This window comes from Methylobacterium sp. ME121 (assembly GCF_000974725.1).
In the GTDB taxonomy this organism is placed as follows: domain Bacteria; phylum Pseudomonadota; class Alphaproteobacteria; order Rhizobiales; family Beijerinckiaceae; genus Methylobacterium; species Methylobacterium radiotolerans.
Map to the genome: position 1 here is coordinate 53964 of NZ_BBUX01000019.1, position 24719 is coordinate 78682.

Annotated in this window: 25 protein-coding genes; 10 read left to right on the plus strand and 15 right to left on the minus strand. The window is 72.8% G+C overall.

Annotation, left to right across the window (positions count from 1 at the left end; all coding sequences use genetic code 11):
- Positions 1 to 3: 3 nt before the first annotated feature.
- From ME121_RS14605 to ME121_RS14630, 6 genes are all read right to left on the minus strand, one after another.
- On the minus strand, positions 4 to 582 hold the full coding sequence (locus tag ME121_RS14605) for a F0F1 ATP synthase subunit B family protein (RefSeq protein ID WP_012317717.1): 579 nt from the start codon (positions 580 to 582) through the stop codon (positions 4 to 6).
- 144 nt (positions 583 to 726) lie between these two features.
- A complete protein-coding gene (locus tag ME121_RS14610) occupies positions 727 to 954 on the minus strand; it encodes a F0F1 ATP synthase subunit C (RefSeq protein WP_007566773.1) in 228 nt (75 codons plus the stop codon).
- 66 nt (positions 955 to 1020) lie between these two features.
- A complete protein-coding gene (locus ME121_RS14615) occupies positions 1021 to 1776 on the minus strand; it encodes a F0F1 ATP synthase subunit A (protein ID WP_012317718.1) in 756 nt (251 codons plus the stop codon).
- 74 nt (positions 1777 to 1850) lie between these two features.
- Entirely contained in the window at positions 1851 to 2225 is a 375-nt protein-coding gene (locus ME121_RS14620) for an AtpZ/AtpI family protein (protein WP_012317719.1), read from the minus strand.
- 191 nt (positions 2226 to 2416) lie between these two features.
- Positions 2417 to 3061 carry a DsbA family protein gene (locus ME121_RS14625; RefSeq protein WP_012317720.1) on the minus strand — a complete coding sequence of 215 codons (645 nt, stop codon included), beginning with the start codon at positions 3059 to 3061 and terminating at the stop codon, positions 2417 to 2419.
- Positions 3062 to 3150: 89 nt separating this feature from the next.
- Positions 3151 to 3633: a DUF721 domain-containing protein gene (locus tag ME121_RS14630; protein WP_012317721.1), complete on the minus strand. Its 483-nt coding sequence runs from the start codon at positions 3631 to 3633 to the stop codon at positions 3151 to 3153.
- 133 nt (positions 3634 to 3766) lie between these two features.
- On the opposite strand from ME121_RS14630, the gene mutY reads away from it, so the two are divergent.
- Positions 3767 to 5110, plus strand: coding sequence for an A/G-specific adenine glycosylase (gene mutY, locus ME121_RS14635; protein ID WP_059409065.1), 1344 nt, complete (start codon positions 3767 to 3769; stop codon positions 5108 to 5110).
- Between the two features lie 104 nt (positions 5111 to 5214).
- On the opposite strand, the gene ME121_RS14640 is transcribed toward mutY, so the two are convergent.
- On the minus strand, positions 5215 to 6405 hold the full coding sequence (locus tag ME121_RS14640; protein WP_024830999.1) for a site-specific DNA-methyltransferase: 1191 nt from the start codon (positions 6403 to 6405) through the stop codon (positions 5215 to 5217).
- Positions 6406 to 6991: 586 nt separating this feature from the next.
- Here ME121_RS14640 and ME121_RS14645 point away from each other — a divergent pair.
- The 5 genes from ME121_RS14645 to ME121_RS14665 all read left to right on the plus strand — a co-directional run bounded on the left by ME121_RS14645 (position 6992) and on the right by ME121_RS14665 (position 11506).
- Positions 6992 to 7342 carry a septal ring lytic transglycosylase RlpA family protein gene (locus tag ME121_RS14645; RefSeq protein ID WP_012317724.1) on the plus strand — a complete coding sequence of 117 codons (351 nt, stop codon included), beginning with the start codon at positions 6992 to 6994 and terminating at the stop codon, positions 7340 to 7342.
- 124 nt (positions 7343 to 7466) lie between these two features.
- Entirely contained in the window at positions 7467 to 7781 is a 315-nt protein-coding gene (locus ME121_RS14650) for a polyhydroxyalkanoic acid system family protein (protein WP_012317725.1), read from the plus strand.
- 79 nt (positions 7782 to 7860) lie between these two features.
- Positions 7861 to 8097 carry a hypothetical protein gene (locus ME121_RS14655; RefSeq protein WP_059409056.1) on the plus strand — a complete coding sequence of 79 codons (237 nt, stop codon included), beginning with the start codon at positions 7861 to 7863 and terminating at the stop codon, positions 8095 to 8097.
- 66 nt (positions 8098 to 8163) lie between these two features.
- Positions 8164 to 9963 (plus strand): ATP-binding cassette domain-containing protein, encoded by a 1800-nt coding sequence (locus ME121_RS14660; RefSeq protein WP_012317727.1) that lies wholly within the window; start codon positions 8164 to 8166, stop codon positions 9961 to 9963.
- Between the two features lie 43 nt (positions 9964 to 10006).
- Positions 10007 to 11506: a carboxypeptidase M32 gene (locus ME121_RS14665; protein ID WP_059409057.1), complete on the plus strand. Its 1500-nt coding sequence runs from the start codon at positions 10007 to 10009 to the stop codon at positions 11504 to 11506.
- A gap of 48 nt (positions 11507 to 11554) precedes the next feature.
- Here the strand turns inward: ME121_RS14665 and ME121_RS14670 are convergent, their stop codons facing one another.
- Together ME121_RS14670 and ME121_RS14675 are read right to left on the minus strand one after the other, a co-directional pair.
- Entirely contained in the window at positions 11555 to 15031 is a 3477-nt protein-coding gene (locus ME121_RS14670; protein ID WP_059409058.1) for an ATP-binding protein, read from the minus strand.
- A 20-nt stretch (positions 15032 to 15051) separates the two neighbouring features.
- On the minus strand, positions 15052 to 16290 hold the full coding sequence (locus ME121_RS14675; protein ID WP_053621663.1) for a metallophosphoesterase family protein: 1239 nt from the start codon (positions 16288 to 16290) through the stop codon (positions 15052 to 15054).
- 307 nt (positions 16291 to 16597) lie between these two features.
- On the opposite strand from ME121_RS14675, the gene ME121_RS14680 reads away from it, so the two are divergent.
- Positions 16598 to 17383 (plus strand): endonuclease/exonuclease/phosphatase family protein, encoded by a 786-nt coding sequence (locus ME121_RS14680; protein ID WP_179239977.1) that lies wholly within the window; start codon positions 16598 to 16600, stop codon positions 17381 to 17383.
- Here ME121_RS14680 and ME121_RS14685 read toward each other — a convergent pair.
- The 4 genes from ME121_RS14685 to ME121_RS14700 form a co-directional block, all read right to left on the minus strand.
- Complete coding sequence (locus ME121_RS14685; RefSeq protein WP_029360418.1) at positions 17301 to 18737, minus strand: phospholipase D-like domain-containing protein; 1437 nt, start codon at positions 18735 to 18737, stop codon at positions 17301 to 17303. The genes ME121_RS14680 and ME121_RS14685 overlap by 83 nt on opposite strands.
- A 65-nt stretch (positions 18738 to 18802) precedes the next feature.
- Positions 18803 to 19114: a hypothetical protein gene (locus ME121_RS14690; RefSeq protein ID WP_012317733.1), complete on the minus strand. Its 312-nt coding sequence runs from the start codon at positions 19112 to 19114 to the stop codon at positions 18803 to 18805.
- A 127-nt stretch (positions 19115 to 19241) separates the two neighbouring features.
- Positions 19242 to 20054: an enoyl-CoA hydratase gene (locus tag ME121_RS14695; protein WP_012317734.1), complete on the minus strand. Its 813-nt coding sequence runs from the start codon at positions 20052 to 20054 to the stop codon at positions 19242 to 19244.
- Positions 20055 to 20172: 118 nt separating this feature from the next.
- Complete coding sequence (locus ME121_RS14700; RefSeq protein WP_245297789.1) at positions 20173 to 20526, minus strand: AMP-dependent synthetase; 354 nt, start codon at positions 20524 to 20526, stop codon at positions 20173 to 20175.
- Between the two features lie 402 nt (positions 20527 to 20928).
- On the opposite strand from ME121_RS14700, the gene ME121_RS14705 reads away from it, so the two are divergent.
- Positions 20929 to 21339, plus strand: coding sequence for a hypothetical protein (locus ME121_RS14705; protein ID WP_012317736.1), 411 nt, complete (start codon positions 20929 to 20931; stop codon positions 21337 to 21339).
- A gap of 28 nt (positions 21340 to 21367) precedes the next feature.
- Here the strand turns inward: ME121_RS14705 and ME121_RS14710 are convergent, their stop codons facing one another.
- Positions 21368 to 22057, minus strand: coding sequence for a uracil-DNA glycosylase (locus ME121_RS14710; RefSeq protein WP_024830990.1), 690 nt, complete (start codon positions 22055 to 22057; stop codon positions 21368 to 21370).
- Between the two features lie 283 nt (positions 22058 to 22340).
- Here ME121_RS14710 and hemH point away from each other — a divergent pair, with 283 nt between their 5' ends.
- A complete protein-coding gene (gene hemH, locus ME121_RS14715) occupies positions 22341 to 23423 on the plus strand; it encodes a ferrochelatase (protein ID WP_012317738.1) in 1083 nt (360 codons plus the stop codon).
- A 93-nt stretch (positions 23424 to 23516) separates the two neighbouring features.
- Positions 23517 to 23675 carry a hypothetical protein gene (locus tag ME121_RS33645; protein ID WP_012317739.1) on the plus strand — a complete coding sequence of 53 codons (159 nt, stop codon included), beginning with the start codon at positions 23517 to 23519 and terminating at the stop codon, positions 23673 to 23675.
- Between the two features lie 45 nt (positions 23676 to 23720).
- Here ME121_RS33645 and ME121_RS14720 read toward each other — a convergent pair whose 3' ends face one another.
- A complete protein-coding gene (locus ME121_RS14720) occupies positions 23721 to 24656 on the minus strand; it encodes a peptidylprolyl isomerase (RefSeq protein WP_012317740.1) in 936 nt (311 codons plus the stop codon).
- Positions 24657 to 24719: the final 63 nt, after the last annotated feature.

Below are 24719 nucleotides of genomic sequence, written 5' to 3' on the forward strand. Positions count from 1 at the left end.
CCGTCAGTGTGCGGTGGCGTCGAGGGCGCGGTCGAGGCTCGTCCGGTCCGGGGCCTGCCCGGTCAGACGCTCGACGATCGCCGACGCGGCTTCGCCCGCGATGGTGCGGACGTTGCCCATGGCGGCCTCGGTCCGCGTGCGGATCGTCGCCTCGGAGGCGGAGAGCTTGGCGTTCAGCTCGTCCTCCAGCGCCTTGCGCTTGGTCTCGGCCTCGGCGGCCAGCTCGTTCCGGGTGGTCTGCGCGATGTCGCGCGCCTTGCCCTGGGCATCCCGGAGGGCGGTCTCGAAGGCCACGCCGGCGGCGTCCGCCTCGGCCTTCATCGCCTGCGCCTGGTCCAGATCGGCACGCAGGCGCTCGGCGCGGGCGTGCAGGATCGACTGGATCCGCGGCAGCGCGATCTTGTCCATCAGGTAGTAGAGGAGCCCGAAGGCCAGGGCGAGCCAGATCAGCTGCGCCAGGAAGCCCGAGGTCTCGAAGGGCGGGAAAGCGCCCGAATGCGCTTCCGTATGCTCGACATGGCCCGGCACGACCTGCGTGTCGGCGCCCGGGGGCGGCGTGGTGAGGGGATTGGGCTGCGCCATGAGACCGCTACACTGACACCGTTCGCTGAGGCCACCGCCGGCGCGGTGACGGACGAAGGCGGACGCCCCGTCGCGGGAGCGTCCACCCGTTCATCGGGCCGGAGCCCGGGAGGAGACCGCGGGGACCGCGGGCTCCGGCGCCGATCAGACGGCGAAGAGCAGCAGCAGCGCGATCAGCAGCGAGAAGATGCCGAGCGCCTCGGTGAGGGCGAAGCCCAGGAGCAGGGTGGCGCGCTGGCCGTCGGCCGCGGACGGGTTGCGAAGGGCGCCGGCGAGGAACTGACCGAACAGGTTGCCGAGGCCGATGCCCGCACCCGCCATGCCGAGGCAGGCGAGGCCGGCGCCGATGTACTTCGCAGCGACGGGATCCATGGTAACTCCTGAGGTCTCTTCAGATCGAAACGTGCGATGACGTTTGCGGCGGGTGGAGCCGGCCGATCAGTGGCCGGGGTGAAGGGCGTCGTTGAGGTAGATCGCCGTCAGCGTCGCGAAGACGTAGGCCTGAAGCGCCGCAACGAGGAACTCGAGAGCGGTCAGCGCGATCGTCAGGAACAGCGGGAGCGGCGATAGCACGCTCCAGGCGCCCGCGAGAAGGAGCTGAACCACGAAGAAGGCGAAGATCTTCATCGCGATGTGGCCGGCCAGCATGTTGGCGAACAGACGGACCGACAGGCTGATCGGGCGCGAGATGAACGAGATCACCTCGATCGGCACCAGGATCGCGAGGAGCGGCTTCGGCACGCCCGACGGCACGAACAGGCCGAAGAAGTGGGTGCCGTGCTTCATCACGCCGAAGATCACCACGGTGGAGATCACCAGCGCCGCGAGGCCGAAGGTGATGATCAGGTGGCTGGTCACCGCGAAGGCGTAGGGGATCATCCCGAACAGGTTCAGGACGAGCACGAACATGAACAGCGAGAACACGAGCGGCATGAACCGCTTGCCGCCGTCGCCCGTCGCCTGGTGCACGGTGTCGGCGATGAACTCGTAGAAGATCTCGGCCAGCGACTGCATGCGGCCCGGAACGATCGAGCGGGACGCGGTCGCCACGATGGTGATGAGCGCGATCACACCGACGGCGGCGAACATGTAGAGGGCCGACTGCGTGAACGCGAGCTGCTGGTGGCCGATATGGCCCAGCGAAACGAGCGGCTTCAGCTCGAACTGATGGATCGGGTCGATCGTGACCGCCATTCCCGCTTCCGCCCTTCTTGTCCGGCGCGCCGACGGGTGTCGGCCGCCCCACATTCCCCACTGACCGGCGCGCCTTATGGCTCCTGCCGATCGCGCCGTCCCGGACGCGCGCCGGCGAAACCCGACACCCGCATCACGTTGTAGACCCCCGCGACGAACCCCAGCATCAGGAGGACGATCAGGCCCCAGGGCTTCGTCCCGAAGACATGATCGACGATCCAGCCGAGTATGCCCCCCGCGATCACGCCCGCGACGAACTCCGTGGAGAGCGTCATGGCCTGGCCCAGCGAGGATGGCCCGCCGTTCCGAGGGCGCGTAGAAGGATCGGGAGCGGCCTGCGGCCGCTTCCGTTCGATCTGCGTCTCGAGACGTCTGAGCCTCGCGGAGAGTTCGCTGTCCGTCGGCGTCTGCTCGGTCCCTTTCCCGTCCCTCGGATCGTCGCCGTTCACGGCTCAAAACTCATCGGGCGGGAGGCTGTGGAACCGGCTGGACACCCCCAGCAAGCGGGGCGCACCATAGTTTCGCCTATCTTGAGTGTCAAGGCGAACCCCATACACCGTAAGTAATTGATTTCAGTTTGGTATTCCAACTTCGGGCGATGCGCCGGAGCCGCGCCGCGCACGAGGCTCCGACCGGTCGATCAGGCGCCGATGATCGGCTTGATCACCTTCTCCATGCCCTCCACGGTCATCTCGCCGGTGTAGCGCTCGCCGTTGATGAAGAAGGTCGGGGTCGAATCCACCTTGAAGACGTCGAGGCCGCGCTGCTTCACGGCGTTGACCGCGCTGTAGATCTTCTGGTCCTTCAGGCAGGCCTCGAAGGTCTGCTTGTTGTAGCCCGCCTGCCGGAGCATCTGCTCCAGCGCGTCCACGGGCTTCGGCGTGAAGGCCCAGGCCGCCTGCTGGTCGAACAGCAGGTCGGTGATCGGGTAGTACTTGGAATCGCCCTGGCAGCGCGCGAGCATGAAGGCCGCGGTGGCCAGCGGGTCGAGGGGAAATTCGCGCAGGGTGAACCGCACCTTGCCGGTGTCGATGTAGCGTTCCTTGAGGGTCGGCCACGTGTTCCGGTGGAAGGCGGCGCAGTGCGAGCAGGTCATCGAGGCGTACTCGATGATCGTGCACTTCGCGTCCGCCGGGCCCAGCCAGACGTCGCCGAGCGGGCCCGGCTGCAGCAGGGCCGCCATCTCGGAATTCTGCGCCTGGGCAGGCCGCCCGAGATAGGGCAGGGCGAGGCCGGCGCCGAGGGCGAGGCCGGAGAACTTGAGAGCGTCGCGTCGCGTCGTCATCGGGCAGGCTCCGCCGGATTGATCAGTCGTGGCGTCCGGATGCCGGTACTCGGGCGCGACCGTCCTGGCAAGGTGACCGAATCGACCGTTCACCGCTCCGGACGCGTCGCCACGGCGGCGGTGCCGAGGCGGTCGAGGGCGGCGCGCAGGCCGTCATCGACGATCCCCGCCACGGCGCGCTGGACCTCGACGGCGGCGGCCGGATCGACGCGCGCGCGCGCGGGCGCCCGGCCGGCGCGCCCGACCCGGTCCTGCTGCAGCACGATCCGGGAGACGCAGGCCCAGCCGTAATGGGCGTTGATCCGCTGGATCACCACCGGCGCGAGATGCTGCAACTCGAGCGCGAAGACGCCCTCGACGCGCACGACCAGCGTGCCGGATTCGGGCGTGGCGGACTCGCTCCGGCGGCGCTTCGGCCATTCCAGCTTGGACGGCCGGCAGTAGCGGGCCAGCCGCTCGCCGACGATCTCCGGCCAGGCGGCCAGGATGTCGGTCGAGGCGAATCCCTGCGCCGCGAAGGCCGGCCCGATGCAACTCTCGATCAGCTCGGCTAGCGGTTTGACGCGCGCCATGGTGGTTCCGGCCCTGTGGATCCGCGAAGGTTAGCGCAGGATGGTTGACGAAGGGAGCACGCGCCGGCGCTTTCGACGCCCTATGATCGCCGCGGCGCTCCGGCTATTCAGCGCGACCCCTGTCGACCTGCCCATGCCGCCTCGCACAGCCACGGATCCTGAAGCCGGTCCCGGACCGCGCGCCGACGACCTGCTCGCCTGGTACGACCGGCATCGGCGGGTGCTGCCCTGGCGGGCGCTCGCCGGCGCGGCGCCGGATCCCTACCGGGTCTGGCTGTCCGAGGTGATGCTGCAGCAGACCACCATCGCGGCGGTGCGGCCGTACTTCGAGCGCTTCCTGACGCGCTTTCCCGACATCTTCGCCCTCGCCGAGGCCCCCGAGGAGGCGGTGATGTCCGCCTGGGCCGGCCTCGGCTACTACTCCCGGGCCCGCAACCTCCACGCCTGCGCCAGAACGGTCGCGGCGGCCGGCGGGCGCTTCCCCGACACCGCCGAGGGCCTGCGCAAGCTCCCGGGAATCGGCGCCTACACGGCCGGCGCGATCGCCGCGATCGCCTTCGACCGGCAAGAGGCGGCCGTCGACGGCAATGTCGAGCGGGTCCTGAGCCGCGCCTACGCGGTGGAGGCCCCGCTCCCGGGGAGCCGGCCGGAGATCCGCCGCCTGACGCAGGCGCTCGTGCCGACGGACAGGCCGGGCGACTTCGCCCAGGCGCTGATGGATCTCGGCGCGACGATCTGCACGCCCAAGCGCCCCGCCTGCGCGCTCTGCCCGTGGATGCGGCCCTGCCGCGCCCGGTCGCTCGGCACGCAGGAGAGCTTCCCGCGCAAGATCAAGGTCGCCAAGGGGGCGCTCCGCCGCGGCGCCGCCTTCGTGGCGATCCGCAGCGGCGACGAGGCGGTGCTGCTGCGGACACGCCCGCCCGAGGGTCTGCTCGGCAACATGGCCGAGCCGCCGGGGAGCGCCTGGGAGCCGGATTACGACGTCGCCGCCGCCCTGCTGGACGCGCCGCTCGACGCGCGGTGGAAGCGGCTCCCGGGGCTGGTCCGCCACGGCTTCACGCACTTCCCCCTGGAGCTGACGGTCTTCGTGGCCCGCGTCGCGCTGGCGACACCGGCTCCGGCCGGCACCCGCTTCACGCCGCGCAGCGCCCTCGACGACGAGCCGCTGCCCGGCCTCATGCGCAAGGTCCTGGCGCACGCCTTCGACCCGAAGCCGGAGCCCGAGAAGAAGCCGCGCGGGCGGCCCAGGAAGGAACCGCCGCCGATGCCGCTGCTGGCGGCGATGGAGGCGCCGGTCTTGATGCCGGATCCCGAGCCGCGTCCGCGCGTGCGCGCCGTCCCCAAGCCTCAGCCGAAGGCGCCGCCGGCGCCGCCGCCCGAGGCGAACGAGTTGTTCGACGGGGAGGTCGAGCCATCACCCGCACCGGCGCGGGCCCGGTCATCGCCGCGGCGGCCGGGGCCGGTCCGGAAGCGGTAGGACAACCGTCATCGCGGGCGCAGCGAAGCGACCCAGGGCAGCGCGAGGCCTCGAGACGTCGCGCGACCGGCTCGCTTCGCCGCGCTCGCAGAGACGGCGGCGCGTCAGCCGTTCGCCATCGCCTGGCGGAGACCGGCCCGGAAGGTGTCGATCACCACTGGCTTGCCGCCGCGCTCCACGTGCCAGAAGGTCCAGCCGTTGCAGGCCGGAAGGCCCTGCACCAGCGCGCCGATCTTGTGGATCGAGCCGATGACGAGGCCGTTGTCGAGCTGGCCGTCCGGGCGCACCGTGGCGCGGAACCGGCGGCGCTCGTCGGTCACGGTCTCGCCGGGGCGGATGTGGCCCGCCTCGATCACCGACAGGAACGGCACCCGCGGTTCGGCGCGCTTGGTCGGCGCCACCATGAGGGCGGCCCTCGACAGGGTCTCGACGGCGGCGATCCGCTCCCGGGCGGCCTCGGCGTAGGTCGCCTCGCGCTCGATGCCGATGAAGCGGCGGCCGAGGCGCTTGGCGACGGCGCCGGTGGTGCCGGTGCCGAAGAACGGGTCGAGCACCACGTCGCCGGGATTGGTCGCCGCGAGCAGCGTCCGGGCGAGCAGGGCCTCGGGCTTCTGGGTCGGGTGGACCTTGCGGCCCTCCGCATCCTTCAGCCGCTCCTCGCCGGTGCAGAGGGGGATGAACCAGTCCGAGCGCATCTGGAGGTCCTCGTTGCCCCCTTTCAGCGCCTCGTAATGGAAGGTGTAGCCCTTCGAGTCGGCCGAGCGCGAGGCCCAGATCAGGGTCTCGTGGGCGTTGGTGAAGCGCTTGCCGCGGAAGTTCGGCATCGGGTTGGCCTTGCGCCAGACGATGTCGTTGAGGATCCAGTAACCGAGATCCTGCAACGCGCTCCCGACCCGGAAGATGTTGTGGTACGACCCGATCACCCAGAGGGTCGCGTTCGGCTTCATCACGCGGCGGCAGGCGGAGAGCCAGTCCCGGGTGAAGGTGTCGTAGGCCTCGAAGGTCGCGAACTTGTCCCAGTCGTCGTCGACCGCGTCGACGCGACTCTGGTCCGGGCGCAGGAGGCCGGCGTCGCCGAGCTGGAGATTGTAGGGCGGATCGGCGAACACGCAGTCGACGCTCGACGCCGGCAGGGCGTTCATGGCCGCGATGCAGTCCCCGACGAGAACCTGGTCGAGGGGCAGGGAACGCTGGGCGGGTACGAGACCCATCCGTGGCGCCGACGCGGGCCGCCCGGCACGCGAGACCTGTTTCCGGGCGACGGCGTCGGCAGCCACGGTACGCGGGGAAGCCATGGCAAACACCGGTTACGCGACTGACCTGCAGACCATGCGCCGGGTACGGTAAAGGTCACGTTGTCGAATTCGCGTCCGGCGCGTCCCGTTCTGGGGCTGCAGATTTTGCCGACCGGGCGCTCGGACAAGGATCCGACAGGTTAAGCAACCGTTACTGCGCCGCACCGCGCCTCCGCGACCAGGCGACAACACTCTATCGTTGCGGGCCGCGCGCCGCCGCGGCGGCCTATCCTTCGGCAACAGCCGCGCACGACAATCATCGTCGTCAGCGGGCAGCCCGGCACCCGCCGCTTCCACCTCAGCGGGACGCAGGGTCACACCCGGCGCAGGGCTTAAGAATGATATCCTATTCTGCGGCTTCGCGGGCCGACATGGGCAGTTCTTGGTGAATACACGGAACGACGCGCCAATGCATCACCCGCAACAAGAGCGCAAATAAGCTGAAATAAGCCCTCATGTAATCAGCATGACCAGCACGAAATCGGCCAAAATATGACCCCAGCGACCGGAAAACGCCTGCCATATTCCGGCCGATTTCGGACACGACTGGCGCCGCCCCGACAAAAACAAAGGGAATGCGTCGAGAATGTCGTTTGGTTTCGGTAAGCTCGTTGTCTCACTTGGAATGCTGTCCACCGTCGTCGGAACAAGCCTCCCGGCCGCCGCGCAGAGCGGAGCGGCCTCCTGGTACGGGAGCGGCCATCGCACCGCCAACGGCGAGCGTTTCAACCCCAACGGACTGACCGCCGCCCATCGCAGCCTGCCGTTCGGAACCCGGGTCCGCGTCGAGAACAAGCGGACCGGCCGCTCGGTCGTCGTCCGCATCAACGACCGCGGCCCCTTCGTGCGCGGCCGCATCATCGATCTGTCGCGCGGCTCCGCCCGCGCCCTCGGCATGGGCGGCACGACCTACGTGTCGCTGCAGGTCGTGCACTGAGCCCTCAGGGGTATTCCACGCCCCGGCCCGCTCCCGCTCCGCGCGGGCGGGGCGGCCTCCGGGGCGTTGTCTGCCGGACCCGGACGCACCATCTGCTGCCGGGTTCAGCTCGGATCACCCGCCCATGCCCAAGCCCCTCATCGTCGACATCCCGCACGACCTCGGCCGCGACGAGGCCAAGCGGCGCCTCGAGCACGGCACGGATCAGGCGCGGGCCTTCCTGGCCAAGAGCGGTATCACGGTGGACCAGCTCGCCTGGACGGGAGACCGCCTCGATTTCGGTGTGTCCGCGGTGGCGCAGAAGATTGCCGGCACGATCGACGTGGGCGCGGAGAGCGTCCGTCTCGAAGTGAAGCTGCCTTTCCTGCTCGCCCTGTTCGCCGAGAAGATCCAGAAGGTGGCGAGCAAGGAGGGCAATCTCCTGCTGACGAAGAAGTAGGGCTCGGAACCGGATCGGCCGGACCTTGTTTCCGCGGAAACGGTGCGGATCTGCACCGTCGGTCTCGCGGAGGATAACGGTGCCCGATTTCACGCTCGCCGACCCGGGGCAGGTCCCCGAGGTTCCGCCGCAGCCGGCGCCCGTGCCGGACCGGCCCTACGATCCGCCGCAGGCCCCGACGCAGCCGCCCGGACCGGAAATCCCCGGGAACACCCCGGCCGAGGCGCCGGGCGTCCATCCGCCCGAGGTCCCGGTCAACGATCCGGGCGCGCCGGAGATCAGCCCGCCGACGGGACCGGCCAACCGGATCGCCTGACCGGGAGTCGATCGACGGGGGCGGCGCCGTTTGAACAGGCCGCCCCACGCTGCCATAAGCCGGCCCATGGCCGCTCCCCCGCTCCTCACCCTCCAGGACGTCGCGCTCACCTTCGGCGGCACGCCGCTGATCACGAGCGCGAGCCTCGCCATCGCGCCGGGCGAGCGCACCTGCCTCGTCGGCCGGAACGGGTCCGGGAAGTCGACGCTCATGAAGATCGCCGCGGGCCTCGCGGAGCCCGACCGGGGCCGGCGATTCGTCCAGCCCGGCACGACGATCCGCTACCTCGCGCAGGAACCCGACTTCACGGGCTTCTCCACGACCCTGGACTTCGTCGAGGCCGGCCTGCCGCCGGGCGAATCGACCCACCGCGCCCGCTACCTGCTGGAGAGCCTCGGCCTGACCGGCGAGGAGGATCCGAGCAAGCTCTCCGGCGGCGAGGGACGCCGCACCGCGCTGGCGCAGGCGCTCGCTCCGGAGCCCGACGTGCTGCTCCTCGACGAGCCCACCAACCACCTCGACCTGCCGGCGATCGAGTGGCTCGAGACGGAGCTGAAGGGTACCCGCGCGGCCCTCGTACTCATCAGCCACGACCGGCGCTTCCTCTCGGCGCTGTCCCGGGCCACGATCTGGCTCGACCGCGGCGAGACGCGCCGGATCGACCAGGGCTTCTCCAGCTTCGAGGCGTGGCGCGACGCCTTCTTCGAGGAGGAGGAGCGGGACCAGCACAAGCTCGACCGCAAGATCGCCGCCGAGGAGCACTGGCTGCGCTACGGGGTCACCGCGCGGCGCAAGCGCAATGTCCGCCGGCTCGGCAACCTGCACGAGCTGCGCAAGAACCGCCGCGAGGTGCGTCGCCCGGTGGGCAGCGTCAGCATGCAGGCCTCCGACGCGGAATCCTCGGGAAGCCTCGTCGTCGAGGCCCGCGACATCGCGAAGAGCTACGGCGAGCGCAAGATCGTCGACGGCCTGTCCCTGCGGGTGATGCGGGGCGACCGGCTCGGCATCGTCGGGGCGAACGGCGCGGGCAAGAGCACCCTGATCAACCTGCTCATGGGCCGGCTCGCGCCGGATGCCGGGCAGGTCGTGCTCGGTACGAACCTGCTGCCGGTGGTGCTCGATCAGGCCCGCGCCGTGCTGGAGCCCGGGATGACCGTCACCGACGTGCTGACCGGCGGTCGCGGCGACAGTGTCACGGTGAACGGACAGAGCCGCCACGTGGTCGGCTACCTCAAGGACTTCCTGTTCACGCCCGAGCAGGCCCGCACGCCGGTCTCGGTGCTGTCCGGCGGCGAGCGCAACCGGCTGCTGATCGCCCGGGCCCTGGCCCAGCCGGCCAACCTCCTCGTCCTCGACGAGCCGACCAACGACCTCGACCTCGAGACCCTCGACCTGCTCCAGGAGATGCTGGGCGACTACCAGGGCACGCTGATCCTGGTCAGCCACGACCGCGACTTCCTCGACCGCGTGGTCGGCAGCGTGCTGGTCTCCGAGGGCGCCGGCCGGTGGGTCGAGTATGCCGGCGGCTACAGCGACATGCTGGTCCAGCGCGGGCAGGGCGTCGAGGCGCGCACCGTCGCGCCGAAGACCAAGGAGCCGCGCGAGCGCGCCGCTCCGGCGGCCCAGCCCTCGGGCAAGCCCAAGCTCGGCTTCAAGGACCAGCACGAGTTGAAGACCCTGCCGGCCCGCATCGAGAAGCTGGAGGCGGCGATCGCCCAGCTCCGGACGATCCTCGCCGACCCCGAGCTCTACGCCCGCGACCCGGCGCGGTTCGACAAGGCCTCGACCATGCTGGCCCAGGCCGAGACCGAGCTGTCGCAGGCGGAGGACCGCTGGCTGGAACTGGAGATGCTTCAGGCGGGGTGAGAGCCGCAGCGTCGCGCCGCGAGACCTTTCCGACGGAGACCGCATGACCGCCTATCAAACCCTCGAACAGCGCTTCGCCCGGCTCGCCGCCCTCGAGGGCGCGGCCGGGATCCTCGGCTGGGACGCGCAGACCCTGATGCCGGAGGGTGCCGCCGAGGCCCGCGGCGACCAGCTCGCGATCCTGCGCGGGCTCGCCCACGGGATGCTCACCGCCCCCGAGGCCGCCGAGGAGCTGGCGGCGGCCGAGCAGGCCGGGGACCTCGAACCCTGGGCCGCCGCCAACCTGCGGGAGATGCGCCGCGCCCAGGCCCACGCCACCGCGGTGCCCCGCGACCTCGTCGAGGCGAGCTCCCGCGCCGTGTCCCGCTCCGAGATGGTCTGGCGCGAGGCGCGGCGCGACGCCGACTTCGCCCGCCTCGAACCCCACCTCGCCGAGGTGCTGCGGCTCCAGCGGGAGATCGGCCAGGCGAAGGGCGCGGCCCTCGGCCTCGATCCCTACGACGCGCTGCTCGACAGCTACGATCCCGGCATGCGCCGGGCGACCATCGACCCGCTCTTCGCGGATCTGACCGGCTGGCTGCCGGACCTGATCGCCCGCGCCCGGGAGATCCAGGCGTCCCGGCCGGCGCCGCTCCCGCTCGACGGACCGTTCGACGTGACGGTGCAGCGCGACCTCGGCCTGACGCTGATGAAGGCGGTGGGCTTCGACTTCACCCGCGGCCGGCTCGACATCAGCCTGCACCCGTTCTGCGGCGGCGCCACCGACGACGTGCGGATCACCACCCGCTACGACGCGGCCGATTTCGGCCGGTCGCTGATGGGCGTTCTCCACGAGACCGGGCACGCCCTCTACGAGCAGGGCCGGCCGGCGGCGTGGCGGAACCAGCCGGTCGGCGCGGCGCGCGGGATGAGCCTGCACGAGAGCCAGTCGCTCATCGTCGAGATGCAGGCCTGCCGGAGCCGGGAGTTCTTCACCTTCCTGGCGCCGCTCCTGCAGGCGGCGTTCGGGCGATCCGGGCCCGAATGGTCGCCAGAGAACCTTCACGCGCTCAACACCCGGGTCGCGCCGGGCTTCATCCGGGTGGATGCCGACGAGGCGACCTACCCGGCCCACATCCTCCTGCGCTACCGGCTGGAGACCGCGATGATCGCGGGCGACCTCGCGGTGCGCGACCTGCCGGGGGCGTTCAACGACGGGCTGCGCGATCTGCTCGGGCTCACCGTGCCGGACGACCGGGTCGGCTGCCTCCAGGACATCCACTGGCCGAGCGGCGCGTTCGGCTATTTCCCGACCTACACGCTCGGCGCCCTGGCGGCCGCGCAGCTGTTCCGGGCGGCCCGCACGACCGAGCCCGCGCTGCCGGGCTGCCTCGCGCAGGGCGACTTCGGACCCTTGCGGGACTGGCTCCGCGCGCACGTGCACGCGGTGGGGAGCCTGCTCGACACCGACGACCTGCTCACCCGCGCCACCGGGACGAAGCTCGGCACGGCGGCGTTCCGGGCCCACCTGGAGGCGCGCTATCTCGGGCGCGCGGGCGCCTGAGCGGCTGCGGACGGGGAGGGGGCGGATCGGCCCCCTCCGCCAGCCCCCCTAGAGCGTCACCACGTCGACGGAGTCGCCGAGCCGGTCGCGGGCGATGTCCGCGACGTGGCGGTGGTGCGTGAACAGGATCGGCTGGACGCGGGTGCCGATCGCGGCCAGCGCGTCCAGACCGTACCCGGTCCGGGTCTCGTCGAAGGTCGAGAACAGGTCGTCGCCGATGAACGGGGCCGGCTCGGCGCGGCCGGCGTAATCCTCCAGATAGGCCAGCCGCAGGGCGAGATAGAGCTGGTCGCGGGTGCCCTCGCTCATGCCCTCGATCGCGACCGTGCCGCCCCCGGCACGCTGCCCGGCGAGCTTCGGCGTGTCGGCCTCGTCGTAGATCTGCGCCAGGCCGGAGAACGCGCCGCCGGTCAGCGCGCTGAACAGCGCGCCCGCCCGGGTGACGAGCGGATCCTGCTGCCCCGCGCGGTGGCGGGCCACGGCCTGCCCGAGCATCAGCCCGGCGAGCCGCAGCACGGCCCAGGACCGGGCCGCCGCCTGGAGATCCGCCTCCGCGGCCTTGCGCTCCGCGAGGGCCAGCTCGGCGCCGGTGCCGCCCTCGAGCTCCGCCCGCCGCCGCTCCGCCCGGTCGCGGTCCGCGAAGATGACCTGGCCGCGCTCGGCCTGCTCATCGGCCTCGAGCGACAGCCGCGCCAGCTCCGCCTCGATCGCCTCCGGGGACAAGGTCTCCAGGCCGGCCCGCAGCTCGGCCTCGGGAAGCCCGTCGGCCGCGCCCGCGAGGGTGCCGCGGAGCCGCAGGCGCTCGGCGCGCAGCGCCTCCCGCGCGCTGAGGCGGCCGAACAGCCGGTCGATCTCCGGCGTCGGTGCCGCGGCGAGGTCCGGCATCACCTCGGCCACCTGCCGGACGAGCGTCGCCCGCGCGGCGTCGCGCGCCTCGGCGGCGGCGCGATGGGCCGCCTCGGCCTCGTCGCGGCGGCGGTCCAGCTCGGCGCGCCGCGCCTCGCGGGCCTGCGCGGCCACGAGGCGGCCGTGGAGCGATCGGATCGCGCCGGCGGACAACACCTCCGCGAGGTCGGGCGCCAGGGCCCCGACCAGGGTGGCCGCCGTGGACCGGAACGCCTCCATGTCCCGCCGGATCCCGGCGGAGCGGCGCTGAAGGGCGGCCCGTTCCGCCAGCCGGTCCGGCACGCTTCGCCACGCCTCCAGCGCGCCCTCCGCCTCCTCGGGACCGGCCGAACCGTCGAGGCCGAGGGGCAGGAGCGCCGCCGCCCAGTCCGCCCGCCACGCGGCGCGACGGGCAGCGGTCTCGGCGAGGCTCGCCTCCAGCCGCTCCACGGCGAGTCCCGCGGCGCGCAGCAGCCCGCCGGTCTGCAGATTGGCCTCCCAGCGGCTCGCCAGGGCGGCGATGCGCGCTTCGAGACCGTCCAGCGCGGCGGCGATCTCGAGGTCCGGTGCGGCGTCGAGCCCGGCTCGGGTACGCAGGTCGGCCAAGGGCCCCCGCGCGGTCTCGATCCGCGCCAGGAGGCGGTCGGCCTCGATCCGCTGCGCCGCGAGGCGCTGCTCGGCCTCGATCAGGCTCTCCACCTCGGCGAGCCAGGCCGCCATCTCGGCCGGCGGCCCGGGCACGAGGCCGGCGGGCCGCCAGGCCTCGCCCCACGCCGCCTCGCCCGCCGCGATCTCCGCGGCGAGACCGGCGAGGACGTCGTCGGCCCGCGCGGCCTCCGCCTCCTCGGCGGCGAGCCGCTCCAGGTCGGCCGCGTGGGCGGCGACCCGGGCGGCGTCGGAGGCCCGCTCGTCCGCGACGCGGTCGGCCTCGAGGAGCGCGCGCTCGAAGGCCGCGATCTCGGCGACGGCGGCCGCTCGGCCGGCCGCGAGAGCGTCGCGCAGGGGCGCGAACGCCGCGTCGCGGGTCGCCCGCAGGGCGTCGAGCCGCTCCCGGGTGGCGACGGGCCGGCCGGCCTCGCGCTCCCGCAGCCGCGCCCGGGTGACCGCGACCTGCCGGCGGGCCGTGTCGCACCGGTCGGCGGCTCGCTCGTGCTCGCGGGTCTTGGCCTCCAGGCGCTGACGGTAGCGCGCCACCGTGTCGGGGGCGGGCAGGGGCGTCCGGACGAGGGCGGCGAGGTCGGGGACCGGGGGCGACAGCCGCTCGGCCTGGTTGCGCAGCAGCGCCGCCTCCCGGCGGACCGCGCCGTCCAGGGTATCGCGGGCCGCGATCCACTCGTGGAGCCGGACGAGGGGCTTCAGCGCCTCCCGGAGCGGGGTCGGATCCCGGGCCGCGTCCGCCGCCTCCACCTCGCGGGCGAGGCGCTCCCGCTCGGCGCGGGCGGCGGCGAGGTCGCGGGCGACCTGCTCCTCGGCGGCCGCCAAGGTCCGGCCGTCGCGGATCAGCCGCTCGGTTCGCGCCCGCGCGGCGTCCGGGGGCTGGCGGGCCTCCAGCGCGGCGAGGTCGGGCACGCCGATCCGGGCGCGCAGCCGCTCCAGCTCCAGCCCGACCTTGTGGGCGTCGCCCTCGAGGCGGGGCAGGTCGGTGCCGCCCTTCTCGAACTCCCTGGTGCCGCTGAATGCCGCCAGGATCTCGTCCGCCCGGTGGGTCAGCCCCGGCTCGACCGGGACGGATTCGGCCTCGCTGCGGGCCCGGTCGAGCGCGGCCTCGGCCCGCTCCGCCTCGGAATCGGCGGCGCGGCACGCGTCCAGGGCGGCCCCGAGACGGGCGATCCAGGCGGGATCCGCGTCGACGAGGTCGGCCTCGGCGGCGATGCGCTGCTCCAGCGCGTCGATCTCGGCGATGATCGGCCGGACGCGCTTGAACCGCTCCAGCCGGGCGCGCGCGACCGCGCCGGCCTTCTGCTCGGCCCGGAGCGCCTCGAGCTGCGCGGCCGCCGCGGCGATCTCGTCGTTCAGGGCGCGCCAGTCGCCGGCGCGCAGGCCCCGCTCGCGGATCGCCCGCCGGGCCGTCTCGTGGCGCTCCAGCGCCTGGTAGAAGGTCCGGTGCTTCGCCTGGCGCGGGGCGAAGATGGCGTCGGCCTCCGCGTCGAGCGTCGTCTGCAGATCCGTGAGGCCGCGCAGGCCGGAGCCCGCCGCGAACAGGCTCGCGCCGACCTCGCCCTCGACGTCGACCATCTCGCGGCCCCCGGCCCGGAGGCTCGCCGCGTCGAGCCCGAAGGCCCGGCAGAACACCGTCCGGGACAGGCCGCCGAGGTAGGGGGCGAGGGCGTCGTCGGCGAGCGGCGTGTCGGCGGCGTCGATGAGGGTGCGGCTGTTGCCCTTCCGGCGCCGGAAGGACAGCCGGCGTCCGTCGGCGGCGGCGATCTCCGCACCGAGGCGCAGCTGCGGCATGTCGTGCAGGAAGGCGTAGGGCGTGGTCTTGCCGAAGCCGAACAGCAGGTCCGTGACCGCCGCCAGGGCGGTGCTCTTGCCGGCCTCGTTGGCGCCCAGCACGACGTGCAGGCGCGCGTCCGGCCGGAACGCGACGGTGCGGTCCGTGAAGGCGCCGTAGCGCTCCAGGGCGAGGCGGATCAGGCGCATCGGGGGTCCATGGGCGCGCCTCAGCAGTGCCGGCCGCCGAGGCGGCCGAGGACGAGCGCCTCGGCCTCGGCGCAGAGCGCGTCGAACTCCGAGTCGAGGTCGGCCTCCGCGGCGGCCGTCCCCGGCATACGGCCGCCGATCTCGGCCAGCGCCGCCTTCGCCCGAGCGCGGAACTCGGGGTCGCGGTCGAGGTCGGCGAGCAGGGCCGCGGGGTCGATGGCGGCTCCGGTCGGCTCCGCCGCGGCGCGCGGGCGGCGGGTCTCGATCTTCAGGCGCTCCAGCCAGATGTCCTCGTGCAGCCGGTGCGCGGCCGCCTGGATCTCGGCCGTCAGGGACTCGCGGTCGGCCGCGAGGGCGTCGTGGGCCCGCGTCGTCCCGGCGAGGTGGACGCGGACCAGGAGCAGCCGGCGCGCCGCGATCGGCGCCAGGGGCGCAAGCGCCGCCTCGACGGCCTCGACGGCGCCGCGCGCGTCGGCCACCGCCCCGAGATCGACCGTGACGCGCTCGAACCGCGCCCGGTCGAGGGGCAGGCGGCTCACCCCCGTCACCCGACCGTCGGCGACGTCGACCACGACGGCCCCCTTCTCGCCGCACTCGCGCACGCTCCGGCCCTGGAGATTGCCGGGGAACACGATCCAGGGATCCCGGGACAGCTCCGCGTACTCGTGGATGTGGCCGAGCGCCCAGTACTCGTAGCCCCGGGCCGCGAGGTCGGCGACCGAGCAGGGGGCGTAGGTCTCGTGGGCCGCGTGGCCGGTGCAGGAGGTGTGCAGGACCCCGAGGTTGAACCAGCCCGGCACGGCGGCCGGGTAGGTCAGCGAGAGGTTCTCCTCGACGGCCCGGCCCTGGAAGCTGCGGCCGTGGACCGCGACGCGGAGCGCGTCGAGGCGCAGGGTGCCGGCGCGGGCAGTCGGGAAGACGTGCACGGAGGCCGGCAGCGTGATCGAGCGCGTGATGACGCTCTCGGCGTCGTGGTTACCGCGCACGAGGATCGTCGGGATGCCGGCGCGGTCGAGGCGCGCCACCTGCCGGGCGAAGAACAGGCCGATCGTGGTGTCGGCCCAGTCGCCGTCGTAGACGTCGCCCGCCACCACCACGAAGGCGACCGACCGCTCGATCGCCTGGCTCACCAGATCCTCGAAGGCCTGCCGACTCGCCGAGGCGAGGCGACGGGCCAGATCCGCGTCGCGCGCGGCGAGCCCCGCCAGCGGGCTGCCGAGGTGCAGGTCGGCGGCATGGATGAAGCTGAACGCCGTCATGGCCTCCGGACGGGATCGGTGGATGGCGGCACGCGGCGGTCCGCGGAGCGGCCGGCGCAGCGCCGTGCCGGCTCTTAGGCCGCCGACCGGGTCCGCCTCAAGCACCGTCCTGCGATGCGCTGTGGGGCGAAGAGATCGGCCCCGGGCGCGTCCGCGAGCGGCACCGCTATCGCGGCCCCTTTCCGATCACGGCAAGCCCGATTGCAAGCCCGATCACGGCGCGGCACCGGTCGAACGTCCCGGCTCCGGGCGCGTTAGAGCGTGGCGGTGGCGGGAGCGCCGCGCGTTGAGGTACGAGACCGGCCCGATGAATCCTTCTGCACGCCCGGCCCGCTCCAACCCCGCACCGTCACCCGTCACTCCCATCCGCCCGGCAGACCGGCCGCACCAGCCCTTCAAGATCGTGAGCTGGAACCTGCTGCGGCGCACCGGCGCGGCGGTGGACGACGTCGCCGCCCTCGTGGCGCAGGAGAAGCCGGACCTGCTGCTGATGCAGGAGGCCACCCGCGCCATCGGCTTCCTGCTGGACCGGATCGGCGGCCACTACGCCTGGGCCCCCCTGCCGGGCCGGATCCACGGGCTCGCCATGTGGAGCCCGAAGCCCTGGACGGCCCCGCCCCGGGTCATAGCGCTCCCCTCCGGCGCCCTCGTGCACCGGGTCTGCCAGATCCTCGACCTCGGCGAGTTCGGCGTGGCCAATGTCCACCTCTCGCACGGACAGATGCTGAACCGGCGCCAGCTGCGCCGCATCGTCAGCGAGCTGCCGCCGCGGGCGGCCGTGCTCGGCGACTACAACATCGTCGGCCCGGCGCTGATCCCGGGGTTCCGCGATGTCGGACCGCGGCAACCGACCCACGCGATGGTCGAGGTCCTGCCGCTGCGGCTAGACCGCTGCTTGGCCCGCGGGCTCGTCTGCCACGCGCACGCGGTGCTGCCGCGGGGGCGCTCCGATCACCGGCCGATCGTCGTCCATCTCGGCCCGGCGCCGGAGGCGCACGCGCCCGCCCGGTTCAAAGGTATGGCAGCAGCAGTCGCACGCCTGCGTCGCGCAGACGGAGCGGCAGGCCGCGCGCGGCGAGATCCTCCCGGCTGAGCCGCGCCTCCATCTTGCCGCGCATGAACCGGTCGAGGTGGGCCGCGAGGTCCGCGTCGATGATCTCGACGTTCAGCTCGAAATTGAGCCGGAAGCTGCGCATGTCCCAGTTGGCGCTGCCGACGAAGCACCAGATGTCGTCGACCACCATCGCCTTGGAATGGTCGAAGGGCGGCTCGTCGAGCCAGACGTTCACGCCGGCCCGCAACAGCGGATCGAGATGCGCCCGGGTCGCCCAGTCGATGTACGGGTGGTCGCTGACCCGCGGGATGATGACGTCGACGGTGATGCCCCGGGTCGCGGCCTGGGCGAGCGCGCCGGTCACGAGCTCGTCGGGCAGGAAGTAGGGCGTCACGAAGCGCACCGACCGGCGCGCGCAGGCGAGGGCCTGGAGGATGACCTGCTCGATCTTCTCGACGTCCGCGTCCGGGCCGGATGTGACGGCCCGGGCGACGCTCGGTCCGCACGGCTCGAGGTCGACGAACCACGGGGGGCCGTCGAGGATCTCGCCGTCCACGAAGGCCCAGTCGGCCGCGAAGGCGGCGGCGAGCTGCTCGACCACGGGGCCGGTCATCCGGAAATGGGTGTCGCGGATCGGGTGCTCGGGCTTCAGGGCGACGCGGTTCGGGTGGGAGATGTTGAGGCCGCCGGTGAAGGCGATCCGCCCGTCGATGACCAGCAATTTCTTGTGCGAGCGCAGGTTGAGGAACGGCATCCGCCAGGGGAGGGCGGAGTGCATGAACAGGGCCGCCGGCACCCCGGCTGCCGTCAGCCGGCGGTAGACCGGCGCCCGGAAGTAGCCGCCGCCGATCCCGTCGATGATGACGCGGACCTTCACGCCCCGGGCCTGCGCCTCGACCAGCGCGTCGCAGAACTCGCGGCCGGTGGCGTCGTCCCGGAAGATGTAGCTCGACAGACCGATGCTGGTCCGCGCCTCCCGGATCGCCGCGAGCATCACCGGGTAGGCCGCGTCGCCGTTGCGGAACATCTGCACGGTGTTGCCGGCGAAGGCCGGCAGGCCGGTGATCCGCCGGATCGCCCGGTCGAGGGGCCAGAGCGCCTCCGGCACCACGGCGTCGTCGGTGTCGGGCAGCTGCGTCGCGTCGGAGGGCTTGGTCCGCAGCCGCCGCGCGCGGCGCGAGACGCGGTTGATGCCGAAGGTCAGGTACAGGGCGGTACCGAAGATCGGCGACAGCCACGCGAGCCCGATCCAGCCCACCGCCACGCTGACCCGGCGCTTGCGCAGCAGGGCGTGCAGGGTGACGCCGATCGCCAGCGCGAAGCCGAGCAGGGCCTCGACATCCGACCGCATCAGGGCGGTCGACTGGACCCAGCGGGTGATCGCGTTTTCCAAGGTGCGGCTATCCGGGTTCGCGTCGGGGGGCGCCGGATCGACCTAAAGCCCATGCGGCGGGCGGATCAATCCGCCGGCTTGGCCGGATGCGCAATGGCCGCCGCGGCCGCGGGCCGCTCGCAGCGATAGGGTCCGCTGCCGTCGAGGGCCCCGTACAGGACCCGGCCGCCGGAGGCGATGCAGCGCGCCTTGGCCTCGGCGTAGGGGCGGTGGAAGCTCCAGATGGTGATCATCGGCCCGACCGTCGCGATGCAGACGCCTCCGAAGATCACGGCGGCGGCCCAGGTCGCACCGTTGCGGTTCGGCCGCGGGGGCCGCGGCGGCGGCATCGTGCCGTAGAAGGACAGCGTCAGACCGAGCAGGTCGAGGGTGCTCATCAGCCGTTCCGCGTTGCGGCGCCGAGCCCGGCAGGATCGGACAGGCCCTCATCCTAGAGCAGGGCGGCGCCATCACCTACGCGCGCCGCGCAGAACCGCCTGCGTCGTATCGCGCCAGGAGGCCAGCTCACGGCTCCCAGCGGGGCGGTCGCTTGCCCAGGAAGGCGTCGATCCCCTCCTGCGCGTCGGCCATCATCATGTTGCGGGTCATGACCTCCGCCGTGTAACCGTAGGCGTCCTCCAGGCTCATCTCGATCTGCCGGCCGAACGCCTCCTTGCCGATCGCCAGGACGCGCCGGGCCTTGCCGGCGATCCGGGCCGCGAGGGCGCTCACCGCCGCGTCGAGATCCGCCTCCGGCACGGCGCGGTTCACGAGCCCGATCCGCAGAGCCTCCGCGGCGTCGATCGGGTCGCCGACCAGCAGCATCTCCAGGGCGGCCTTGCGCGACACGGCCCGCGACAGGGCGACCATCGGGGTCGAGCAGAACAGGCCGATCTGCACCCCCGGCGTGGCGAAGCGAGCGGTCTCGGCGCAGACGGCGAGGTCGCAGGTGGCGACGAGCTGGCACCCGGCGGCGGTGGCGATCCCGTGCACCCGGGCGATCACCGGTTGCGGCAGGCGCGTGAGGCTCAGCATCAGCCGGGCGCAGGTGCGGAACACCGCCTCGGTGGCCTCCCGGGACGGGTCGGCGCGCATCTCCTTGAGGTCGTGCCCGGCGCAGAAGGCGGGGCCTGCCCCCTGCAGGATCACGACCCGCACGGACGGATCCGCGCGGATCGCGTCGAGCTGCGCCTGGAGCGCGCCCATCAGGGCCATCGACAGGGCGTTGCGGGCCTGCGGCCGGTTCAGCGTCAGGGTCGCGACGCCGTCGGCGTCGCTGCGCAGCAGCACAGGCGCCTCCGGGGTGGCGGCGGGGGCCGTGGCAAGGGCTGCGGTCATGGCGGCGTCTCCCGGCGCCGGCCTCCCTGCGGCGGGGCCGGTCGCGTCGCCGGACGGTAGCACGCGGTTTTCCGGTTCGCGACGGCGCCGCGGCCCGGCCTCCGCGATGAGCCGGCTGTCAGGCCTGCTCGGCCAGGGCGAGGTCGAGGCTCGCGTAGTCGGCGCCCGGCCCGTTCCACCACAGCGTGGGATAGGCGTCGAGCCGGCCCATCACGCCGGCATAGGCATCGGCGAGCGCGGCATCGACGACCACCAGCACGGCGCCCGACTCGGAGAGGCTGTCGGCGAGCGCCCGGTCACGGCCGGCGCAGTCGAGGCAGACGACGCGCAGGCCGAGACGGGTGAGGCCGAGGCGCATGGCCTCCGCCTGCCCGAGATCCTGCACCATGAGCGCCACGGTCTGCCCGGCCCGCAGGCCCTCGCCCCAGGCCCAGCGCGAGAAGCGGTGCGGACAGATCGCGGCGACCGGCACGGCCGGCCCGACACGCCGCTCCGGGTTGGCGACTCCTTGCGCGCCGGGCCGGGCGCGCCGGTCGGCGTCTCGAGCCGGAAGAGGGATGGAGGCCGCCGGGGAATGGACGCCGTACATGCGATGCGGACCGCCTGAATCTGGACACACTGCGGGTCCTGGCGTGACGCGAGCAGGTTAACACTCTCTCACGCGCCGGCGTTCCGCCGAAAAACGACCGCATTTTCGTCGGCGCGCGGGCCGGCGACTGCCGCCATGGCCAACGGGCCGTGAACGGCGACGGGCGAATCGTCGGCATCTCGGGCCGCATCTTCGGTCGCATTGGCGCGCGCGCGGGTCCGGCCTATGTCCCGCGCGCCAGAGGCCGCCCGTCAGAGGCCGCCCACGATCGAGGAACCGCCGCGCATGCGTCCCACAACGACCCGGATCTCTCTCCTCGCCGCCGCCACGCTCGCGGCCCTGCCGGCGCAGGCGCAGATCCGGAACGCCCCGTCGCCGCGGGCGCTGGAATTCGCCGCCTACATCTTCGCGGCCTCGAACGTCTGCGGCTACCGGATCGGCAGCGACCAGTTCGAGGCGTTGCTGGCGAAGCAGAACGTGCAGATCGGCGACGTCCAGCCGCGGGGGCCGTTCGGCAACCGGGTGCAGACCATGTTCACGCTGATGTCGAACCAGATGGCGCAGAACCGCGACCAGGCCTGCCTCGCGGTGGCCGGCGAGTACGGACCCGAGGGCACGGTGGCCAAGAACGTGCTCCTGCCCGCGGGCCAGGAGCCGGCCGCTCCTGCGAAGCCCGCCGAGCCCGCCAAGCCGTGATCGGTCGCGCTCCGGATCGACGCCGGCCTCAGCCGAGGCGCCACTCGATCGGCCGACGCCCGTGCTCGGCGAGCCACCGGTTGGCCCGGCCGAACGGGTCGGAACCCGGAAAATCCCGGGCGCGGTTGAGCGGCGAGGGGTGTCCGCTCTCGAACACGCCGTGGCGGGTCGCGTCGATCAGCGCGGCCCGGGCCCGCGCCTGGGCCCCCCAGAGCAGGAACACCGCGGGCTCGGGCCGCGCCGACACGGCGCTCACCGCCTCGTCGGTCAGCGCGGCCCAGCCGTAACGCAGATGCGCCCCGGCCTTGCCGGCCTCGACGGTGAGCGCGCTGTTGAGCAGGAGCACGCCCTGCCGCGCCCAGGGCGTCAGGTCGCCGCCCGCGGCGCGGTCGGAGCTCGCCTCCGCCAGGATCACCTTCAGCGAGGCTGGCAGGCGACCGGAGCCCACGAACGAGAAGGCGAGGCCGTTGGCGTCGCCCGGGGTCGGGTACGGATCCTGGCCGAGGATCACGGCCCGCACGTCCTGCGGCGGGGTCTCTGTCAGGGCGCGGAAGATCCGGTCCGGCGCCGGCAGGACGCGGGCGCCCGCGGCGATTCGCGCATCGACCCGCGCCGCCACGGCGTCGGCCTCCCCGCCGGCGAAGAAGGGCAGGCTCAGCCAGGGCGAACCCGAGGCGCGGAAGGCGGTGAGGGCGTCGGCGACGGGCGTGTCGGTCATGGTCTCTCGCGGTCGGGTTCCGCGGCCAGATAGGGGGCGGGGGAGCACCGTCACGGGCGCGGCGGTTGCGGCCGGGAGCCGCCCGTGTTTAGGGACTGGGGTCGAGCGTCCCGCCTATCGCGGTGCGACATGGCGCGTCCGGTCTTCGCCGGGCGGCTTCGCACCCTACATGGGGGCGCACCCGACGGGGTTTAAGCTCCGGCCAAGCTCGAGGCGTCCGCGCCGGCCGCCGGATATCGGAAACCAGAGGAAGGATCTCGGCGCGCGGCGCCGGAACGCTGCCATGAACGAACGCGTCGAACCCGCCGCGCTGGCGAATGGCCGGCCCCTCGCACCGCTGCAGCCCGCGGCGAACGCCCTGCCGGCCGACCACCCGAAGGTGGCCTGGGGCCGCGTCGGCGTGCTCCTGATGAATCTCGGGACGCCCGAGGGCACGTCCTACTGGCCGATGCGCCGGTACCTCAAGGAGTTCCTCTCGGACCGCCGCGTGATCGAGGTGCCGCGGCTGATCTGGTGGCCGCTGCTCAACCTGATCATCCTGACGAAGCGCCCCGGCCCGAAGGGCCGCGACTACGCCAGCGTCTGGAACAATGCGCTGAACGAGGGGCCGCTGAAGACGATCACCCGCGGCCAGTGCGAGCGCCTCCAGGCCGCGATGGGCGAGTCCGTGGTGGTCGACTGGGCGATGCGCTACGGCAAGCCCGAGGTCGCCGGCCGGATCCAGGCGCTGCTGGACCAGGGCTGCGACCGCATCCTGCTGGTGCCGCTCTACCCGCAATACGCCGCCGCGACCTCGGCCACGGCCTGCGACCAGGCCTTCCGGGCGCTGATGGACATGCGCTGGCAGCCGACGGTGCGCGTCTCGCCGCCCTATCACGACGACCCGGTCTACATCGCCGCCATGGCCGATTCGATCCGCGAGGGTCTGGCCAAGCTCGATTTCGAGCCGGAGGTGATCCTCACCTCGTTCCACGGGGTGCCGCGGAGCTACCTGCTCAAGGGCGATCCCTACCATTGCCAGTGCCACAAGACCGGGCGGCTGATCCGCGAGGCGCTGGGCCTGTCGCCGGAGAAGATGCGGGTGACCTTCCAGTCGCGCTTCGGCAACGAGGAGTGGCTGAAGCCCTACACCGACGAGACCGTGATGGAGCTCGCGAAGTCGGGCGTGAAGCGGATGGCGATCGTCGCCCCGGGCTTCACGGCCGATTGCCTGGAGACCCTTGAGGAACTCGACGGCGAGAATCGCCACTACTTCGAGGAGAATGGCGGCGAGCGCTTCGCCTACATCCCGTGCCTGAACGACAGCGACCTCGGCATGCGGGTGATCGAGCACGTGGTGCGCCGCGAGCTGCAGGGCTGGATCTGAGATCCCGGCCGGGATGCCGCTTGCGGCGCGGCCCGGCCCGCCTATTCTTCTCCCAAGCCGAGCGGGCCCAGAGGTTCGGCGCGGGAGGATCACATGGCGTTCTTCATCGGCATCGCGTGTCCGTGGCTGCTGATCGCGGTGCTCGACAGGATCGCCGAGGGGCGCCGCAGCGCCGAACTCTCGGCCCTCGGGATCACGCCCCAGCCGGCCCCGGCGCAGTCCAGCTACCTCGTCCCGGACCGGCCGTACTGACGACGGGGCGCGGCCCCGGGGGCCGCGCCGGTCGGGCGCCGAGCGCTACTTCTTCGGTTCGGGCGCAGTCTGCGCGGCCGGCGGCGCGTCGGCGCGCTCGATCTTGGCCTCCGAGCGGAGCTTCAGGATCATGTCCTGCTGCGCCTTGCGGATCAGGTGCTGGTCGATCTGCTCCTTGAGCTCGTCGAAGGTTGGCTGCGGCTTGGTCCGCTTCTCCTCGACCTTGATCACGTGCCAGCCGAACTGGGTCTTGATCGGGTCGGAGACCTGGCCGGCCTTCATCGCGAAGGCGGCGTTGGCGAAGTCGGGCACCATCCGCTCCTTGGTGAACCAGCCGAGATCGCCGCCCTCGGCCTTCGAGCCCGGGTCCTTCGACGCCTCGGCGGCGACCTTGGCGAAATCCTCGCCGCCCTTGATGCGCGCGGCGATCTTCTTGGCCTCGGCCTCGTTGTCCACCAGGATGTGGCGCGCGTGCACCTCCTCCTCGGGCTTCATCAGCTTGACGGTCTGGTCGTAGATCGCGTGCTCCGCCTCGGGCGTGACCGCGCGCTTGGCCTCCTGCTCCAGGTAGTCGTCGAGCAGGAGCTTGTCGCGGAAATAGGCGAGCTTGCGCTTGAACTCCGGCGTGTCGCCGATCTTGGCGGCCTCGGCGGCCTGCGCACCGACGCGGAGGTCGACCATGTAGTCGACGAGCAGGTTCTTCTTCTGCGCCTCGTCGACGCCGGGCAGCGACAGGGCCGGGTCATCGGCCGCGATGGCGAGGTCGCCCTGGGTGATCGGCTTGCCGTTGACGCTCGCCACGACCGCGTCCGCGCTCGGCGCGGCAGCCGGCGTCGCGGCGGCCGGCGTCGCGGCGGGGGCCGCCGGCGTGTTGGCGGCCGGCGTCGGGGCCTTCTGGGGTGCCTGGGCCAGCGCCAGTCCCGGCATCGCGATCATGACGGCGAGCGCGCTGACGCGCCGGAGAAGGGCGGTGTTCGGCATACGGGCGAAGTCCTCGGCTCACGTCTCGGCGTCGCGCCGGATCGGCCGGGCGTCGCGCCGCGG

Excerpts from the sequence above, each read along its gene's own strand:
- ME121_RS14605 (WP_012317717.1), bottom strand. The coding sequence starts at position 582 with ATGGCGCAGCCCAATCCCCTCACCACGCCGCCCCCGGGCGCCGACACG.
- ME121_RS14645 (WP_012317724.1), top strand. The coding sequence starts at position 6,992 with ATGTCGTTTGGTTTCGGTAAGCTCGTTGTCTCACTTGGAATGCTGTCC.
- mutY (WP_059409065.1), top strand. The coding sequence starts at position 3,767 with ATGCCGCCTCGCACAGCCACGGATCCTGAAGCCGGTCCCGGACCGCGC.
- ME121_RS14705 (WP_012317736.1), top strand. The coding sequence starts at position 20,929 with ATGCGTCCCACAACGACCCGGATCTCTCTCCTCGCCGCCGCCACGCTC.
- ME121_RS14680 (WP_179239977.1), top strand. The coding sequence starts at position 16,598 with ATGAATCCTTCTGCACGCCCGGCCCGCTCCAACCCCGCACCGTCACCC.
- ME121_RS14610 (WP_007566773.1), bottom strand. The coding sequence starts at position 954 with ATGGATCCCGTCGCTGCGAAGTACATCGGCGCCGGCCTCGCCTGCCTC.
- ME121_RS14665 (WP_059409057.1), top strand. The coding sequence starts at position 10,007 with ATGACCGCCTATCAAACCCTCGAACAGCGCTTCGCCCGGCTCGCCGCC.
- ME121_RS14690 (WP_012317733.1), bottom strand. The coding sequence starts at position 19,114 with ATGAGCACCCTCGACCTGCTCGGTCTGACGCTGTCCTTCTACGGCACG.
- ME121_RS14695 (WP_012317734.1), bottom strand. The coding sequence starts at position 20,054 with ATGACCGCAGCCCTTGCCACGGCCCCCGCCGCCACCCCGGAGGCGCCT.
- ME121_RS14670 (WP_059409058.1), bottom strand. The coding sequence starts at position 15,031 with ATGCGCCTGATCCGCCTCGCCCTGGAGCGCTACGGCGCCTTCACGGAC.
- ME121_RS14640 (WP_024830999.1), bottom strand. The coding sequence starts at position 6,405 with ATGGCTTCCCCGCGTACCGTGGCTGCCGACGCCGTCGCCCGGAAACAG.
- ME121_RS14660 (WP_012317727.1), top strand. The coding sequence starts at position 8,164 with ATGGCCGCTCCCCCGCTCCTCACCCTCCAGGACGTCGCGCTCACCTTC.
- ME121_RS14650 (WP_012317725.1), top strand. The coding sequence starts at position 7,467 with ATGCCCAAGCCCCTCATCGTCGACATCCCGCACGACCTCGGCCGCGAC.
- ME121_RS14625 (WP_012317720.1), bottom strand. The coding sequence starts at position 3,061 with ATGACGACGCGACGCGACGCTCTCAAGTTCTCCGGCCTCGCCCTCGGC.
- hemH (WP_012317738.1), top strand. The coding sequence starts at position 22,341 with ATGAACGAACGCGTCGAACCCGCCGCGCTGGCGAATGGCCGGCCCCTC.
- ME121_RS14615 (WP_012317718.1), bottom strand. The coding sequence starts at position 1,776 with ATGGCGGTCACGATCGACCCGATCCATCAGTTCGAGCTGAAGCCGCTC.
- ME121_RS14720 (WP_012317740.1), bottom strand. The coding sequence starts at position 24,656 with ATGCCGAACACCGCCCTTCTCCGGCGCGTCAGCGCGCTCGCCGTCATG.
- ME121_RS33645 (WP_012317739.1), top strand. The coding sequence starts at position 23,517 with ATGGCGTTCTTCATCGGCATCGCGTGTCCGTGGCTGCTGATCGCGGTG.
- ME121_RS14630 (WP_012317721.1), bottom strand. The coding sequence starts at position 3,633 with ATGGCGCGCGTCAAACCGCTAGCCGAGCTGATCGAGAGTTGCATCGGG.
- ME121_RS14675 (WP_053621663.1), bottom strand. The coding sequence starts at position 16,290 with ATGACGGCGTTCAGCTTCATCCATGCCGCCGACCTGCACCTCGGCAGC.
- ME121_RS14710 (WP_024830990.1), bottom strand. The coding sequence starts at position 22,057 with ATGACCGACACGCCCGTCGCCGACGCCCTCACCGCCTTCCGCGCCTCG.